This window comes from Anaerococcus obesiensis ph10, assembly GCF_000311745.1.
Classification (GTDB): Bacteria; Bacillota; Clostridia; order Tissierellales; family Peptoniphilaceae; genus Anaerococcus; species Anaerococcus vaginalis.
The window spans coordinates 531964-551894 of the sequence record NZ_HE978532.1; the positions used below are offsets into that span (position 1 = coordinate 531964).

Consider the following 19931-nt stretch of genomic DNA (forward strand, 5'->3'; position numbering starts at 1 on the left):
TATTATGCTTGTTCTTTGTTAGCTTTCATTTTGTAAGCTGCAAGTCCCATAATCATAAGACCAGCTACTACAAAGATGATTGAACCGATTCCACCTGTTTGTGGGATTGTTAAGTTTCTATTTTCAACTTTCATAGCTGATGTTCCTTCAGCTGCTATCTTGTCTTTACCATCTTGGTTCTTAGTAAATTCAATATTACCTTCAGATGCCCAAGAATCAGCGCTTATTATAAATTCTTTTTCTTCTTTTATTTCAGCGTATCCTTCTGGAGCTTTTGTTTCTTTTAGATAATATTTTCCATCTTTAAGACCGTCGATTGCAAATTGTCCATTTTCGTTAGAAACTAATTTTACTAAATTAGCATCTTTAGCATCAGTAGACCATTCATATTTTGTGTTTAGTTTGTCATAAGCTGCTTTTACTTTTGGATATTGTGCATCAGCTTTAGCTTGGTCTTTGTCAGCTATATATTGATCGTAGATAGCTTTTTCTTTTGTATATTCTTGTCTATCATTAGCTGCTTGTTCAGCTGATTTTTGAACTAAATATTGAGTTTTGTCAGCGTTCATTACTACGAATTCTGCTCCAGCTAATCTTTCATTAGTTTTTTCATCAAGTTTTACGAATTTTTTACCGTGTTGAACAACTTTTGGTTCTTTTGGGTTTACTTCTTTATTGTTACCTTTGTAGTTTACAACTTTAATTGTACCTTGTTCAGTAACTTCATAAGAAGTTTCTTCGCCTTCTTGTCTGTTAATTTCTACTGGTTTGTATGATTTTTCATCATTAAGATTTTCCCATGTATGTGTTGGGTTGTCTTTATTAATTGTTACAGGATCTCCAACTGCTTCTCCAGTAGATGCATCATAAAGTTGGAATGTTGCTGATTCGCCATCTGCAAATGTTCCATTATCCCATTCTTTTTTTACAGTTATTTTCTTATCTTTTGGTTTTGTTGTTTTTGGAGTATTTCCTCTTTTTTGATCGTTACCATAGAAGAAGTCAACGTCGTTTGATTCAGGAATATTAACGATAGCTTTTTCGTTAAGTGTTGCTGAATATTCAAGAGCTACTAAGTGTTTATCTTTTCCATTAACTTTTGCAAGACCTTTTTCTGTTAATGATACGTAGAATCCTGTTGCATCATTCTTTTCAATTGTATAATCTTCTGCAGCTGCTGCTTTTCCATCAATAAATACTTTTAAGTCTTGATTGTATGTTAAACCAGCTGTCATACTATCTTGCCAGTATGCTGTTTGATAAGATGTGTTTTCTTTAAATAGAGTTTCTACTCTATAGTCAAGTTTATCGCCTATTTGATGATCTTTTTTATCTTTATTTATAGTTTCTTGATCTCTTTTGTTATTTAGAGCATCAGTTTTTGCTGCATCTCCAGTATTAAATTCGTCTTTATAGTCTTTTACAACTTCTGGTGCTTCTGCATCAGTGTTCTTTGGATATAAATGTAGAACATTTCCACCCATAATTGTTGCTGGAAGAACTATTGCTGAAGGTATAGCTTTACCTTCTTTACTTAATGTTTTGTTGTTTTCTTTGTATGTTGATTTTTCAAGATTTTCAACGATTACAAATTTAGTATCTTTAACTTTATCTCCGTCTTTGTCAAGGAATTGAGTTAAATCAATACTTCCTGTACCATTAGCAGTTGTCATTTTTTCAGCAACTTTTTGATAAGCTTTTGTTGTATCAATTTCTTTTGAAGGATATTTTTTATTTAATTCTTCTCCAGTTACTGTTCCTGCTGTTCCTGCTGGTACTTCTTTGTAAACTTCAAAGTAAACATTAGCTACTTCTTTAGATTTTTCTCCAAAGAATTTTTGAATTTCTGTGATCTTTCCACCATTTGTTCTATTTTGTTCTGGATCCCAATTTGCTAAATCAGCTGAATCCATAACAATTTTGTGGATGTCAATTGTTGAAGTTGTTGAAGCTTCTGCTTCATCAGCTGGTGCGCCTTCTTTTGTTGTTGGCTTTTGAGTGCCTTTGTAATATTGGTCAGCGCTAGCATTTACAAAAGGTGCTGCAACTATTCCGAACACCATTGCGAATGCTGTTAAAAATGACAAAATTTTGTGTTTCATAATTTTCTCCTTTTTATTTTTTTGTCAATTTGCCTTGATATGTTTTGGCTTTCGCCTTATCAATTATGTATAATCTGTATTTCAAGATTTATACTAGAAACATTCCTACATTTATAATAACCCAAGCTTGCAAGAAAATTTTATTTTTCTTGCAAGTTATTATTAGGTTTATTACCGAAAATTTTTAGACATCTTATACTATAAGTTTATCTTTTCTTTTTGAATAGGTCAATACTGCGACAAACATTATTATTAGTCCTAGGATTGTGTATCCTATCCAAACTCCAGGGCCTCCTGTGTGAGGATATTCTGCCTTTTTGTTTGTTACTAAAACTCTATTTGTATCCGAATTTTCTTTATTTTTATCTTGAATATTCAAATCAATTTTAGAAATCTTATTGTCCTTCTTATCCTTATATATTATTTTACCATTTTCTACATCAAATTTGAAGACTATTTTTTCAACAAGTGCGTAACCTTCTGGTGCTTTTGTTTCGACAATTTGGTATTCGCCATTTGGAATTTTTTCAAATTCAAATTGACCTTGGGCATTGGATGTAACTTTCCATTTATCTTCTTCTTTGTTGATTTTTGGCAAAAATTCTGTTCCGTCTTTTGTTAGTGGAACGAAATTTCCATTGTCATTTTTTCTACGAATTTCAAATTCTGCTCCAGCAAGTGCCTTGTCTGGTTTATCGGCGTCTACTTTTTTGAAGTAGATGTCTGGGTTTTTGATATTGGCGATGTCTAATGTTATTAGATTGACGTCACGGTCTAGATATTTACCATCGTACTGTGTCATAGCGACATTGTTTTTGCCCACTGTTATTTGCGTTGCTTTTTCCAGATATTTATCTAGGATTTGTTTTGTATCATTTTCGCCAAATTCTACTTTACCACTTGTTTTATTGATTGTGCCGATTTGGTAGGTTGCTTTTGCTCCTACTCTACCTTCGTCTTTGTATGGCATATCCACAATAAATTGATAGTATTTTTCTTTTTCTTCTTGTGGGGTTTGTCCTTGTTCTGATCCTACTGGTTTATTTTTATCTTCTTCCTTGTATGGAGGTGTGATTGTTAAGGTCAAGTTTGGACTAGCTCCACCGTTGATTGCAACTTTATAAGAAGTGTTATCTTTATTTCCTATCTGATTTGCTCCATCGCCTGCTACTAATCTTACTTTTGTATTTGCTTGACTTAGTTTTAGTGATGGGTCTGTGGATTCTAGGATTAGTTTTGTTTTCTTTATGTCGCTTGGTTTTGCTTTGATGGTTATTTTTTGTCTAAATGTTTTGTTTTCTTTGTCTATTCCGATAATTTCTGTGTCAAGATTTTCTGGCTTGTTGCCATTTTGTTTGTAGGTTATATTTTCTACAGTTTTCATCTTGTCATTTTTATCATCGAATGAGTTTAGCCATTTGACTTTACCATCTCTTGTTACTTCAAGTTTCCAAACTGCGTCAGATTTGGTGTAGCCTTTTGGAGCTTTTCTCTCTGTTAGAGTATATTTTCCTGCTGGAAGATTATTAAATAAGATTGTTCCATCTTTTTCTAATGTTCCTATATTAGGTGTGTATTTATCATCATTATCTTTTTCTAGTAGGAACTCTGCTCCTTTGATACTTTGTCCATTTTCGTCAGTTTTTCTTACTCTTATTTCTGCTTTCTTGTAGTTTTCTATGATTTGTTTATTGTTTTTTATTTCTACAATATTTCCTTTTTCATCTACTTTGAAAGAAGAAACTTCTTTTGCTGGCAAGTCGTAATGTTCATTATCAGGTGTGACGGTTTCTATAACTCTGTACGTACCTTCGGATAATCCTTCCCAAGAAAATACTCCGTTATCGTCTGATATTCTTGTTGAATTATTTACTTCGTCCCATGATAAGCCATTTTGTTTTTGGAGTTTGAATGTTGCTCCTCCTAAAACTCTTCCTATGCCTAAATCTTTGAGAGATTCTGGATTTTCGCTTGATTGGTCTACTACATTTGATAAAACTCCACCGTCAATTTTTACAAATTCTATTTTGTTTTTGAAGTTTAGAAGTTTTAATTCTTTGTTAGCATCTCCAATCGCTTCAGGATTAAAGAATTCTGAGAAGGTTTCGAAATGATCTGTGTGTGTTCGTGTGTAACCATAATAGTCTTTCTTATTATATACCGCCTCTGATGTTGTCTTTAGTGATTGAGCTTTTCCTTCCAATTCTCCTTTGATTTCTATAACGTAGGTTGCATCGTTTGGATATCCATTTTTATTAATTACACTATTAAATTCAATTCTATCGGTTAATGTATTGTCTTTTGTAATTTGATAATATCTCCATCTTCTAGCAGAATAATCATATTTTCTATAGTCATAACCGTCATAGTAATTAACTTCAGTGTGAACTCTCCTAGCGTATACATCATAGTCATATTTCGAATCGCTTACTAATTCTAAGTCATCTTCGTTTATATCGTAAGAATCTGGCAAGTCTCCATTTTGCCATCCCTGTGTAGCATTATTCACAGTTTTGTGGCTTCCTGAACCAGTTTTAACATAGGTTTTTACTGATAGGTTCTCATTTATCTTGATATATTTATCTGTTGTAAATGATAGACTCTTATTCCAAATATTACTGTTCCAAGGATTTAGATAAAGAATTGCTGTAAAGGTCTTTTGATCTGGATCAAGTCTTAGCATATATGATGATATAGCTGTATCTGGATTTTGGTATCCGTCGTATTCCTCTTCAGCATTGTATCCTCTATAGTTTATATTTATAGAATCTGAATAATGATAATTTGTATTTGTTTTATCGGTGTTATTTCCTATGTTTACATCGACTGTTATGTCTTGTGTATGGTCTACAACTCTTCTGTTTGGGAAGATTTGCATAAACATTGACATAAAGTCTGGTCTGTAGTCGCCTACGTATTTTGTAAAGGTATAGGTGATTGATTTTCTATCAGAATTTATTTTTGCCTCAGCAAGTTTTCCAGCAGGTCCGATTATATCAAATTGTGAATCTGGATTTTTTCCTTTGTTATCATTATCTTTAAATATTCCATCTAAATCTACATTTTCTGAGAAATGGATTGTGAAGTAATCTCCAGGTTTAATTTCTTTGTTAGGATCGATTTTAAATTTGAAATTTGCAATCATTCCTTCAGCCTTGTTTGGATATACAGTTGTCTTACTTGGTATATCAGCTGTAGAAATTAATTCTTTTTGATCTCCATCGAAGCTTATATATTTTGAAACATCATCTTTTCTTGCTGGAGTTTCGCCCCAATCTCCTCCTCCAAGAGTGATTAATTTTTTCTTGGTATCTAGGATGTAGCCGTTTATTGTTTTTCTTTCTTTTAACCAATAGTAGCCATAAGGCAAGTCTTTGAAAGAAATTTCTCCATTTTCATCTGTTATTCTTTCTTCTCCAACTTGTGTTTCGTTTTCGTCGGTTTTGTGAAGGGTGTATTTTACATTTGCAAGTGGCCTGTTATTTTCGTCAACTTTTTTGATTTTAAATTCGCCCTTGCCTGGTTTTTCGTTGATGATTTTACCAAGTGTTCCAATGTTAGCATCGGTTACTTCTTTTTCTACGAATTCGTCGTCGACTTTGTCGTAGATGTAAATTTTACCTTCTAGAACTCTGAATTTCTTGACTGGACCATTTACTTGCATGTAGCCATCTGGGGCATTTGGTTCCATAATTTGATAGAAACCATCTGTTAGGCCTTCGAATGTAAATTTACCTTTGTCGTCAGATTTTCCTTTGTAAGCGCTGTTGTCGATTGTTACATTGCTTACTCCAACTTTACGTTGTTTTGTTCCATCGGATTTTTCGATGTAGAGACCTTCTTTATCTTTTTTGATAAATTCTATATCTTTTGTTACTGGATAGTAGCCTTTGTTTTCTTTATCCCAATCCTTTGGATCTTGTTTTTGTAGGATAAATTCTACATTTTGTAGTGGAACTTCCTTGGTTATAAGTTTGCCACCTTCTCCTTTTTCTTCGTCTTTACCAACTTTTGTAAATTCAACTTTATTTTTTTCATTGATTACTTTGAGTATAGAATTTGGATCGGCAATATTGATTGTTATTCCATCTCCGATTACTTTTCCATCTTCTGTAACAAGTTGTCCTCTTGCATTTTTAAGCTCTTTGTTATTTTTATCTAATACAGCTTTTAATATAGCTATAACTTTTCCAGGATTTTGTGTATCATTTACAAATAAAAGTTTGTATTTATTTGATGATAGCTTATATCCTTCTGGTGCTTTTTCTTCTTCTAGAAGATAGGTCTTACCAGTTTTGATTCCGTTTACATCAAACTTATAGATTCCAGCATTTGAATCTTTTGCAAGGTCGATAGTTGTTCTAAATACATCCTTATCGTCATCTGTGTTGGTTAGTTTTAAGTGTAACTTACCTTTTGTGATGTTGTTGAATACTTTTCTACCATTTGAATCTGTTAGGAATCCTTTGGTTAAGTAGAAGTATTGTTGTTTTTCATCGTTTTTAACGTAGAAATATCCAGGTCCATCTGTATCTACTTCTGTATTTCTATTTCTAGTAAAGATGTATGAAAACTCTTGAGTTTTATCTACCAATACATTTTCGCCGCTATCGGCATCCTTTTTCATTTCATAGAATTTCTTCTTTAGCTTGTAGTTATCTTTTTCGTCTTCGTAGATTTGGATAACTATTTGCCTATCCATTTCTTTGAAGCCATCTGGCGCTTGGGTTTCTATTAATGTGTAGATACCTTTGGATAGGTTTTTAACTTCAAATGTACCATCGGTTTCTATGAGTTCGTAAGGTGCTGCTGATGAATTTCCTTTTTTAGCATCTTCTAATTTTGTTGGATCATCAGAGTTTTTAAGCATTACGAATTTAGTTTCTTTGGCAATTGTATCTTTGTTTACATTTACCTTCTTCCACTTCAAATCTACAGTGGTTTTGGTGTTTGTTAAGATGTAATTAAATTCGCCAACTTGTTTTTGTTCCAAATTACTCTTCTTATCAAAGCCATTTTTGATATAGGTTGTGTAATAATTATCTTCTTCTTTATTTGGATTTTTATCATGATTTGCATATTTTTCGTAATATTTTTTCTCAAAAGCTTTATTGTATTTTGCTTGTAGACCATTTTCAGTTTTTTCAACTGTTATTATCCACCTATCTTGAACAGCCTTGCTGTCGTAGCCTTCTGGCTTGTCGGTCTCTCTTAGTTCGTAGATACCTTCGCCAAGTGTGTCGAATGTGACTGAACCAGATTTTTGAGAACGTGCGCTTTTGTTGTACATATAGGTTGCACCTGAGACAGCATCATAGTTATAAGCTTTGCTATCAAATGTTTGTCTTAATTTTTTGAGGTTGAAATATACATCTGGAAGTATATTTCCATCTTGGTCTTGTTTTTTGAATACAAATTTAGTTTTTTTGTAGTTTGCAACCTTGATGTCTTTTGGATTGCCTTTATCGTCAAGTTGTGGAGTATTTTTGCCATCTGTTTCATTTTCTGGCGTAAATCTAATTGACGCATCGTGTTTTTCAAAGACTATTTTTAGTTTGTAGGTTTTTGGATCTTGAACTACTCTGAAATACCATGGATCAGGTTTTATAAATTTCTCCAAAGCTTTTGTTTCTTGTAGTTTGTACCTACCAACACCAAGACCTGTGAAGGTAAATTTTGAACTTACGTAAGAATATAGAGGTTGATCATATCCACCAGGGATTGGCTTTCCATCTTCATCAACTTGGGTTACCCTAAAGTCTGATGACTCTACTAAAATATCATTTCCCTTTTCATCTTTTACACCTTCGATTTTTTGGAATTTGAAGTCGATGTAGTCTTTGTTGTTAAATACAATATCCAAATCTCCCTCTTGGTCTTTTTGGAAATGTAATCCAGGCTTTTCTACTTCTACATATTTTCCATTTTGTTTTTCATAAGCCTTGATAACTTGCTTCCAATAACCTTTTTCATCGGCTTTGAAAGTGATAGCTAGGAATTTATCTTCTAGCTTATAACCAGCTGATGGCTTTGTTTCTTTGAGGATATAAGTACCTTGTTCTAGATTAGAGAAAAGAACTTGTGTATCCTTCTTTGACGTCTTTTTGACACCGTTGATAGTTTCATCATAGCCTTCTGGTTTGATAAACTTATCATATTCTTTGCCATCATCAGCCTTTTCTTTTTCGTTAAGATTTTCGTATTTTGGATTTCCTTCATTATCAAATGTTAGATTGCCATCTCCATCGAGTTTTGCTCTTCTTAAAATAAAATCTGCTCCATCTATATTTTGATAGGTCGCAAGGTCTTTTTTGTAGAAGCCTAGCTCTGTTGTTTTGAGGAAGTTTGTAACTCTAACATCGTCGATACCCTTGTATGGAGCATCTGGTCTTGCTGGGTCTGACCTGTGGTCGTCCTTGATGATTTGAGTGAATTTATCATACTCATTATCGCCAAGCTTAATACCTTTGATTGGTTTACCTAGAAGCTCTTTTCTATCTTTTTTTGGTATTGCCCATCTTGCATCTTCTACATTTTCTGGCAAGGTTTCAGTAAATTGGAATTCTATTTTCATGTAGTCATCGTCAGATGGTTTTTTGTAGTTTCCATTAGCATCTTTTGCGACTTCTACCTTGAAATACCATTTCTTGTCATTGCCATTTTCATCTTTAGGAAGTCTATAAGCTCCACTTGGTGCTTTGATTTCTGTTAGCTCATAGAGACCTGGCGACAATTCTCTGAAGTAGTTATCTCCTGGAAGACCAGTCGCTTCTGATACACCATCAAATTCCTCATTACCATATACAGGAGGTTTTTCATCAATAATTTGATCACTCTTTAGAAGCTTTCTAGCTCTAAATTGAGCACCTGTTAGGACACCATTGTTTTCATTGACCTTGGTAATTCTTAGAGGAATCCTAAATCCAGTTTCGTCTTTATTGAAGATGTCCATGGTGTTACCATTAGCTATATTTAAACTTACGGTATCTTTAGCATCTGCTATTGATTTGCTATCAATTGTGTAATTAGATACATTTGGTAGCGCCCAATCTTTGGCAAATTTATCTTCTCTAGTATAGACAAGTCTATAGTTTTTGCTAGGATCAAGCTTGGTATTAAATTGTACCTTGCCTGCGTTTTTAGCTTCTTGAGTTTCTAAAGCTGTTAGGTTGCCTTCTTCAAATAGTTCCAGTTTACCAGGAGAAGAGTCATCTGGAGCTTGTGCATTTCCATTAACTGATCCAGAGTATGTGAAGTTAACTTCAAAATTCTTGCCGTCTTGTGGTGTAGGAGTATCTTCTACGAAAGTTGCACTTACTGTTACATCTGATGCTGGCATTGTAAAATTATTTTCAGTAACTGGGATGTCTTCTCCATTAGCACCAGTTACTTTTAAATCTTTTAATCTGTAGCCATTAGATGGATTAACTGTAAGAGTAATCACTTCGCCTTTATTAATATTTATTGATTTACTTGCAGTAACACTTCCATTTTCACTTGGATTTATTTTTATTTTGTAAGTGTTTGGTGCTGGTGGTGTTTCTTTTATTTTTTTAGTATAAAGTTCCCCATTACTTTTTGGATAAGTACTACTTATTAGATTTTCTTTTCCATTATTTGTAAATTTAACACCCTTATCTATATCAGATTTATTGATAGGATAATTTTTATCAAAGTCGGTTCCTTCTTTTAAATCAATTGTGTAAGAAAATTCTAAGCTTTCGCCTTTTTTAAGATTAATTCCACCAAGGCTTATAGTATTATTTGTGCTATCTTTTACAATATTATTAGAAATATCATTTGTTCCAATTTTTGCACTGGTACTTAATAGATTTATTAATGGTCTTAATCCAATATCAAGTTTTCCATCTTTTACTAAAAGTCCATCGCTATTATTAACAAAGCCATCGTTATTTAGAACTTCATTTACCATATTTTTGTAAACATAGTATGCTTTACCATTTCTTCCGTCATCGTTTTTGAAATATTCAAAATATTTTAATTGTGGCATTACTGTATCAGCGTATTGGCTTTGGTATCCACTTGCAAGATTGAAAGTTTTTTGGTCTGTGTGGACAACAAAAGTTTCAAATCCACCATCTTTAAATTTATTAACTAAATCAGCTTTTTTGAATTTAAATTGTCCATTTACTGCACCATATCTTTTGACTTTCTCTACATGGAAGTTTGCAAAATCTATCATTATCTTCTTGTCATAGCCATCTTTTGAAATAGATGTTAGATAAGAATCAATGCTATCAAGAAGTTTTTGTGAACCATCGTTATTAGAATTATTTCTTTGGCTTATATTTGCATTTGCCAAAAAGTCCTTGTAAGTTTGATTTGCTTTTTCTCCTTCTCCATCAAAATAAATATTTTCATAATTTACATCTTGTAAAGATTTGGATATTTTATTCAATGATGAATTTGTGGTTTTTAATGCTGTTTTTGTATCAGTATATTCGATAAAGCTTACATCAACTTGTGTACCAGTTTCTTCTGCTTTTTTGGCAATTTGTGTGATTGCATAGTTGATATTTTTGTCTAAGGTTCTACCTTTAGCAATACCTTGACCTACCGTTGTTGTCGCAGAATCTTTTGACCTTTCTACCAAAAATACCATTTGTATTTTCTTGCCAGGAACTTCTTTTTCTTTAGGACTAATAGAAAAGTTTATTGTTCTTTTTCCATTTGTTGTATCAACTTTGCTTGCCTTTACTTTGATATTTAGATCGTCAGTGCTTGAATCGTATTCTATATCTTGTAAATCTTCTTCCAAGCTTGGAGCAAGAAGTCTATTTATTGGCAATTGGTCTGATATATCAAGTCCTGCCATTTGTAGTCTTGGGCTCATTGATGGGTTTGTGATGGAGCTTATTGACTGGATTCCTTGAGCTAAGGTTTTTGGGTCGAATTTTTTATCTGACCTGTAAGTTCTTCCAGCCTCATCTACATATACATACCACTCATCGGTTGTTTTTTCGTAACCTGCTGGTCCTCTAAATTCTTGTAGAACGTAGTAGCCAGGTTTTAAGTTATCGAAAGTCACAATACCTTGATTTGCTGGTAGGGTTGATGGGTCTTCACCAATTCTAAATCTCTTGCCCTTATCATCTACTGCATATCTAACTTCTTTTCCATCTTTGCTTTTGAAATTTTTGTAACCAGCGACCCCTAATTTTTTTCGGTCTTCTTCGCTCATTGTTTTAGCTTTTTCTTCAGTTAGGTATAGGATGATTGGATTACCTGGGGTTACTTTTTGGATATATTCTTTTGCATAACCGCCTGGGTTTTTCTCTATTTCAAATTCTTTATTTGCAGTATAGAGTCTGAAGTAGGCACGTCTTAGACCTACAATCTTAGGGTTGTCCTTATTAATTATTACAAGTTTTCCATTTTTATCAACATAGGAAATTGCATTACCAGTTTTTCTGATTGAGAATTTACCTAGTTGCTCGCCTTCTCTAAAGTCGATTACACCTTTGAAGATAGAATGGGCACCTGTATCTGCGTTGGTGTTAGGGTCTCTTACTATTACCTTCATCTCACCAACGTTGGTTATGGCTTCTGCCTCTACCTTAAGTAGAATGTCGTTTGCAACATTGTATCCTTTCGGAGGATTTGTTTCTCTTAGGACATAATACTTACCAAATTCTAATCCCTTTAGGTGGAAGAATCCATCTTCAGCTTGGGTTATACCAGTTTGTATTGGTTGTATTTTACCATCTACTTTTTTACCAATTATTGCTCCGTAGTAGTCTGAGCTATAAAGGTCGAAGCTTACTGGCTTATTATCTTTGCCTGGAATTTGCTTTTTGTATTCTTCTTTGTGGACAATAGGTTTGCCATCTTTATCTAGTTTGATTTTTCCATCTTCATCTTTTTCTAGTTCGCCTAGGTATTTTGTAAACTGAATGTCAATTTTTCTAGGCTTGTTTGTTAGTTCGTAGACTGACTCATCATTTAGATTTATCTTCTTTTCTCCACTGCCGTCTTTTTTGACTTCATAGACTGTTTTTACAAGCTCGCCATTTACTTCGCGAACTTCTATTCTCCAATATGAATCTAGTACTTGGTAACCATAAGGAGCTTGGATTTCTGTTAGCTTGTAGTTACCTTCGACTAATTTATCAAAACGGAAGTAGCCTTTTTCGTTTTCTTTGCCGCCGTCTTTTTTGATAGAATCTGATGTCAAATCTTTTAGGTAGGTTGATCCATCTTTGGTCCAGAGTGATTCTAATCTAAATCTAGCATCTGTAAGACCTTGCTTTTCTTCGCCATTTTGTATTTCTCTAATTTTCCTAAATTCTATCTCAGTTTCTTTTGGATAGTTTCTTACAATTGTTAAGTCACCATCTTTTTCCTTAGGAGCATTCTCTCCTACAAAATGTAAAACTACTTTATTTTTTCCAGCAACTGTTTCTTCTTTTGCTTCAAGAATATAAAGTGGGGCTTTTTGGTAGCCTGCTGGTACTTTTGTTTCTTCTAGGATATAGTAGCCTTTTGGAATTTGTTCAAATTTGAACTCTCCATAATATCCTTTAGATGTTTGTCTGTAAGTATCATCGTATTTAATTTTAGTCGGATCTTTTATTTGAGTTTTTACATCATCAAGGGAGTTTGCTGTTACTTTTCTTAGTGTAAATTCTGCTCCATTTAGTTTTGCAAATTCATTTTTCTTTACAAATTCTAAATCGCCTAGGTTATCTTGGATATTTGTTAATTTGACTTTGACTTTGTTGTCTTTGTCAACTTCTACCAAATTTGTGCCTTCAGCAGATTTTGGAATATCTTTGTCTTTTATTATTACTTCTGTTTTGTAGCCGTCGTTTACATGAATTTCTGGTAAATTTTTAAATTTGTATGGACCTTTATCTTCATTGACTAGGCTTCTTTTTACTTGAATTTCGAATTCTTTGATTGGCTCATATCCTGATGGAGCTTCTTCTTGAACTATATAATAACCTGGTTTTAAATATAATTTTTCGTTATTATCTTTTTTGGAAGTCCATTCTACTTTTTCATTTGTATATTTGTTGATAAAAGTAAATTTTGCTCCTTCAAGTTTTGTCTTGCCATCATTTGTATATTTATCAATTTCAAGTGGTTCTGTAATACGACCTGTGATTAACTCTTGGTACTTACCTTCTTTGGTGTGGGAGTAAAAAACTAATTGAACTGTGTTTGCTTTATCTTTGTTCCAATCAGAACCTTTTTTGTAAGATGCAATGACTTTCTTTAATAATTCATTAGCCATCTCATATTGAGTGTTTTTTACGATTGGGTAGTTTTTGATAGTTGTTTCATTATCTTTTAATTTTCTAAGACCTTCGTAAGTATTATGATTTTTCTTCTCTCCATCGAAATAATCACCTGTCCAACTACCGTCAGGATTTTTACTACCTGTTAAGGTGTGATTAAATTTCCATGAATCATCGTTGTAGCCTTTAGGAGAATCGAAAAAGTCCTCACTTATGCTTATACCATCTGTGAAATGATGGAGTACTCTTTGGTACATAGAGTTTTCGATGAGCCTGTGCATTACTTCGCCATTAGTTTCGCTTCCAATTAAGTCGTTGAATTTACCTAGGGTATATTCTTTTTTAACTTGTTCACCATAGAAATAAATTCTTTTCATCAAATCTTCCATGGCTTGACCTTGGCTCATTCCGTTTGGATTTAATACGATACCATCGTCTGTTGGTGTTCCATTTAAGTGGTTAACAAGTCTATAATTTCCTTTAGGATTTCCTACAATTTCGTTAAGTCTTGATATTAAATAATCTCCTGATGGATCTTCGTGTATATCAAGAAATATTCCGTCGCTACCCTTAAATGAAGGATCTGGAGTACCTTTGTTGAAACATTGTACCATATCAAAGTTTTTGTTAATACGCATTATTGGATATGGATTTTCTAGGTAGGCTAGGTATTTATCTGTTAGGTCTTTGTTGGAAACTTTTTTTGTAAATAAGTTTATACGTCCACCAGTAGTTGTTTCTCCTACTAGATTGTTTACTTTTTTCTCTTTGATATTTGCTTCGAAACGATAAGTATCATCTCTTGTACCTTTTTGGTCTTCATATTCATAAGAGATTAAAGTTCCTGGATAAAAATCTCCATATTCTGTTACAACTTCGCTAATTTGTGGAGTTCTTTTATAAAGTCCATTTTCTAGTGGGACATAGTAGAACACTTTTGGATTAATTGGTTTGCTTGGTGTATTATTTATTAAAAAATTAGGATAGTTAAAGGCTTGATCTGGTTTTTCGCCAAGTCTTAATAAATCTAGGGCGTACCAGTCTACCAAATTATCTGACTGTCTTTTTGCATAGATTGTTCTTGATGAATCGTAGTAAAGATTCTCGCTTGTAAAGTTGTCCCTTTCGGTACTTTTTGCAGGAATCATTGTTTCTACTAGGTTAAATGGAAGTTTTGAAAATTCTTTTGCTTGTTCAGCTCCCTTCATCCATTTGATGATTGCTGGAAGCTTGTTATATTCTTCTATAAATTCGTCAAGCATTTTTTTGATGTAATTGCCATCTGGATTTATTCTTAGACCTATAGAATAATAATCGTGTAGACGATTTTTGTTTACTTCGGCCTTTACTCTAATATATAATTTTTCTCCAAGAGCATTTTTAGCTATTGAAGTGTTTTTTTGTAGAATTTCTCCCAATTTTGATGATGAAATATAATTACTTGTATCGTCAAGATCAAACTTATTTGTTGATGCCTTGAACTTGAAATTTTTTAGACCTTGTTCTGCTCCTGCAAATATAGAAACATTTAAATTATTAAAATCAAGATTCTTATCTTTTAGGGAAGCTGTGTCCACTTCTATGTTCCATTCTATAGTTGGATTTGAACCACCATTATATTGTTGTTCGGATGTCCAATTTAGTTGGAATGGATAATGTTTTGCTTCACTTTGTCCTTGGCTTACAACATTGTAAGAGCTTTCTACAGGATTTTCATCATTTATAGTTACATGTTTAGTTGTCATTGATTGGATTGGGTTGTTTTTTGGTGCAACCTTGATGTCAATGTCAATTTCTGTTTGTCTTCCAATATTAGCTAGATCAAAACCCAAATATTGGTCTACTGTTAGAGTAGTAGATTTTGTAACACTTGTTTGGAAAATATACCTTATTGTGTGTTTTTCTTTATCATATACTGGACTTGCTATTAGTCTGTTACCATCATACAAATCATTCCAAACTTGACCGATATCATCTTTTAAATATGGTCCAAGTTGAACATCAAAATACCAACCTTGAGGTATAGGATTTGTTGGAGATGCTTTGACATTCATTTCAAGATTTAGGTGGAAAAGTTTTCCGTCCCATGAATTTGATGGAACTTTTCTTGGCAACTGTCTAAGCATATTTGCCCTAAAATTTTCATTCCTATCTTTTTCCACTAGAGCTTTTATTGCAGAATCATTTTCTGCCATTAATTTTTCTTGACTTGCTAATGACAAATTATATTTTTCGCCAAGTTTTGTAAGAAGTTTTTGTATATCTTCTATTGAATTATTTTCATCTTCCAAAGCCTCTTTTAATTCTTTGTTGGCTTTTTCAAAATTTGCATTTTCTTCTTTTTGTTTTTCTTCTTGGGCTTTCTTTTCTTCTTCTGCCTTTTTCTTTTCTTCTTCTTTAGCTTTTTGTTCAGCTTGCTTTTTTTCTTCTTCGGCTTTTCTTTCTTCTTCTGCCTTTTCTTCTGCCTCTTTTTGTGCCTTTTCTTCTTCAGCTTGTTTTCTTTCTTCTTTATAGGCATTTAAGCTATTTAAATCATTTGTCAAAGAATTGGTGTCATAAAGATTTTTCTTATCTTCATTAATAAGGGCAAATATATCTCCCTCATTTTTTATATTCCAATTTCCTTGTTCATCCTTTTCAAACAAATTGTAATTAGGATCAGGGGATATATTTTTAATAAATTCTAAATTGAATACTAATTTATCTTGGTTAAGTAATTTTTGATTTCCATTTTCATTAAAATCAAAATCATCTAATATTTTAAAGTCTATGTATGAATAATTTTCTCCATAAAAATTATCTTTTTTGCCTTGTTCAAGATTTTTCATCTCATTTTTTGTAAGGATTTTATATCCTTGGTCTTCTTTGATGATTTCAAGATCAAGATCAAGACCTTGCAAGTTTAGCATATCTTTTATACGCCAATATTCCTTACTTGCATCTTCATTTGTTTGGAAAAATTTATCTTCATAAAGCTTGAGGTCATTTCTTTTTACAAGTCTAAAGCTTGAACTTGTAGAAGGAAGACCTACTGCAATAGAAAATTTGCTTTCATCCTTATCTATCTTTTTCTTATCATAAATTTTTTGGGAATCTGTGATAGACAAATAAGCATCTTCGTTCGTTTCAAGATTTTCAATGTTTTTTATAGTATTTGGTTCAAGCTCTTCAGCCTTCGACCTCGTAGCAAAAGCTGGTAGCATAACTTGCAATACCATAAAAAGTGCGATTGCAAATGATGTCAATTTTCTTAATAACTTTTTCATAAGAACTCCTCAAGGGCAATTTTATGTTTTTTTTTTTGAAAATTACCTAAATAATTATGACTTGTTATCCACAAGTCTAGTTTTTTAGCCATAAATAGCACATGATTTTTAAGCAGTAAAATTATTGCCACATTTTTTTCCTGTGCATTGCTAAAGTATCAGCCTACATTTTTTCTTAAATAAATTAGTATGTCTTTAGGATTTTGATTTAAGCATGGAAAAATTTCTTTGAAATCATCTTATTTCAAAAAATTAATTTAAATTTTAAATCGTCCTAAAATATTTATTTAGAATTTAGACAATTCTAAGTTTTCTTAATTATATCTAAAAAAAAATTTTTAGTCAACACATTTTTTACATATTTTTAAAAACTTAATATATATTTAAAAATATTTGAAAGCTCAATTTTCTACAAATATTTTTAAATTTTTTTGTTTATTTATTCTTATAAAATTATTAGCTTATCGTTGAAAATTTCTAATTTTTTATAAGTAGTGTAAAAATATTTCTTAAATATTTTTTCAACAGAAAATGAATGATAGTGAATTTATTTACGGAAAAAAATTTTCCAAATATAAAAAATTAATTTTAGGCACAAAAAAAACTTGGAAATTTCTTCCAAGTTTTTTGATTTTTCTTTATTTTTATTTCCTTATTGTTTTTATTATTTTTGATATTACGAATAAAATCAAAAGAAAATCTATTATCAAAAATCCTAGGTACAAATAATTTGTGATTTTTACATTTTTACTTATTGTGGTAGTTTGGATTTCATCTTGTGCTTGTTCTTCTTTTTCTTCTAGTCTTTTTGCGTTTATTAGAAGTCTTTTTGGCCTTGGCCATCTAAATGGATGGCAAGTTAGAAGGGTAATAATGTCTTCTCCTTCTACAACTTTTAATTTTTCCCAATCATAAGGTCCTATTACTTCTTTTGATGAAACTTCGTATGTTAGAGTTTTTTCTGCTCTTTTTATATAAATTTTATCGCCTTGTACTAAGTCATCTGCATACAAAAGCATGGTATCTCCCCACCATCCTCTGTGACCTGCAAGGACACTTCTTGTTGATTTGCCTCCGATTGGAATTGATGTTCCTGAAACTTGTCCAAGTCCCCAAGCTATATGCTCATAGCTTGCATCAAGATAGATTGGGATTTTTTTGTTTAATTTTGGTATTTCGATGTAGGCAAATATATCATCTTGATTATTTAAAATATTTACTGAGCCAAGATTTTTGCTTGTAAATGGATCAACCATAGATATATCGGATTTTTTTACTATTTCGTTATATTCTTTGGCTTTTTCTTCTATTTGGTCAAATTTTTCGTCTTCTTTTTGGGCTTTTATTATTTTTTCTATTTTGTATTTGTTTTCTATATTTGAATAGATTCTTTTTGAAAATGGAAAGGCAAGTGTTATCAGTCCAAAAAGTATTAATATATAGCCAAAGATTTTAATTTTCTTTTTCGCTGAGTTTTCTTTCAATGTCTATTACCTCCATTTTGATTTTCTTTAAATATCTTTTTTCTCTTAGATATACCATTATTGTAAATAATAGTATTGGCAAGAGTACTAAGAATAATTGGAAGAAATTTGGTTTTAGTCTTGGTGTGTTTGCTTTTCCGTCATCTATGGCTTGGGTATATGGAATCCTATATCCTCTTACCAAAAGCCTATGGGAATTTATCATGTAAGGTGTACAGGTTAAAAGGGTCGCATAATCTTTTTTTTCTGAAACTAAAATCGGTTCGAAGTTTGATGGTTCGACAACTTGGATTTTGTCGACTTTGTACGCCAAGGTTTCTTTTATATTATGGATATAAAATATATCGCCTTCTGTCATTTGATTTAAATTTCTAAATAAAAGTGCGTTTGGTAGTCCTCTGTGGGCTGTTATAACTGTGTGGGTTGATTCGCCTCCTATTGGAAGGGATGTTCCTTCCAAATGGCCTGCTCCTTTTTCCAAAACGTCATCGCTTGTTCCTGCATAGACTGGAAGATCGACTGCGATTTTTGGGATTTCTATATGTCCCAACATTTCGTGAACTTCTAGCATTTTTGCGTATTCTGCTTTGGCGTCTTTTACTTTTTCATCGTATGGGTCTACAAGTTTTGATGGATCAAGAGTTTGGTTGTAAACTCTTGCAAGCTCCATCCTTCTTTCTAATTCTTTTTTATCGATTTGTTCTTTTTCTTTATTAAAAATAACAATCTCATCATTGGCTTTTATTTCATAAAATTTTTGGCTTATAAAAGGATAGGAAAAAATCAAAAATCCTACTAGAAATATTAGTAAAAAGGGAAGATTTTTCTTTATATTAATCTTTCTTTTCATTATCTTCACCTATCTTGTCTAATTTTTCTTTGATTTGGTCAATTTTACTTGATGTTTTTTTATTTTCTTTCCTTAGTTTTCTAATTCTCCATAAAAGTATGATTATTATAATTAGGGCTATGAAGAATAAAATTCTAAATATCCAATTTGTTTTATTTTCTTTTATCAATTCTTCATCTACACTTTCTACGTATTCTACTCTGTGTCCTCTTACTAAAAGTCTGTGGGAATTTATCATAAAAGGTGTGCAGGTCAAAAGGGTTGCATAATCATGTCCTGGTGCTATCATTAAATCTTCAAAATTGCTTGGCTCTATGACTTTTATTTGGTCAACTTGGTAGGCTATAGTTTTTTCTATATTATGAATATAAAATTTATCTCCTACTTCAAGCTCATTTAAATTTGTAAACAAAGTTTTTTCTGGAAGACCTCTGTGAGCTGTAAGGACTGTGTGGGTATTATTTCCTCCGATTGGAAGGGATGTTCCTTCCAAATGACCTACTCCTTTTTGCAAAACATCTTCGCTTGTTCCTGCATAGATTGGCAAGTCTTGGTTTATTTTTGGAATTTCAATATGACCGATCATTTCCTCAACTTCGAGCATCCTAGCATATTCTTTTCTACCTTCTTTGTATCTTTTTTCAGTGAAAGGATCATTGGTAGGACCTCCTGACAAGGAGTCATTGTAGGCTTTGGCAAGTCCCATTCTTCTTTGGATTTCTTCTTTATCAAGTTTTGATTTTCCTTGATTAAAAACTTCAACTTGATTGTTCGATTCAATCCTATAATAAAATCTGGATATAATAGGATACAATAAAATTAATATTCCTATCAAAAATATTAATTTCCACACTATATTCGTTTTTTTTGATTTTTTCTTTTTATTTTCCATTTTATCACCATAAATTTTTTATAAATCTTTCTTACTAGATTTAATCTTACACCAAAAATACTTATTAATAAAGGCT

Annotated in this window: 5 protein-coding genes; all 5 read right to left on the reverse strand. The window is 32.1% G+C overall.

Annotation, left to right across the window (positions count from 1 at the left end; all coding sequences use genetic code 11):
• Positions 1-2 precede the first annotated feature (2 nt).
• A complete protein-coding gene (locus HGAG_RS10945) occupies positions 3-2102 on the reverse strand; it encodes a pilin N-terminal domain-containing protein (RefSeq protein WP_019118763.1) in 2100 nt (699 codons plus the stop codon).
• A 193-nt stretch (positions 2103-2295) separates the two neighbouring features.
• The gene (locus HGAG_RS08615; protein ID WP_019118764.1) at positions 2296-16629 is read right to left on the reverse strand and encodes a SpaA isopeptide-forming pilin-related protein; all 14334 of its coding nucleotides are present in this window, start codon (positions 16627-16629) and stop codon (positions 2296-2298) included.
• 644 nt (positions 16630-17273) lie between these two features.
• Positions 17274-18113 (reverse strand): class C sortase, encoded by an 840-nt coding sequence (locus HGAG_RS08625; protein ID WP_019118766.1) that lies wholly within the window; start codon positions 18111-18113, stop codon positions 17274-17276.
• Complete coding sequence (locus HGAG_RS08630; RefSeq protein ID WP_019118767.1) at positions 18082-18963, reverse strand: class C sortase; 882 nt, start codon at positions 18961-18963, stop codon at positions 18082-18084. The genes HGAG_RS08625 and HGAG_RS08630 overlap by 32 nt, the downstream gene beginning before the upstream one ends.
• Positions 18947-19855, reverse strand: a complete 909-nt coding sequence (locus HGAG_RS08635; protein WP_019118768.1) for a class C sortase — start codon at positions 19853-19855, stop codon at positions 18947-18949. Before HGAG_RS08635 ends, HGAG_RS08630 begins: the two co-directional genes overlap by 17 nt.
• Between the last annotated feature and the right edge of the window lie 76 nt (positions 19856-19931).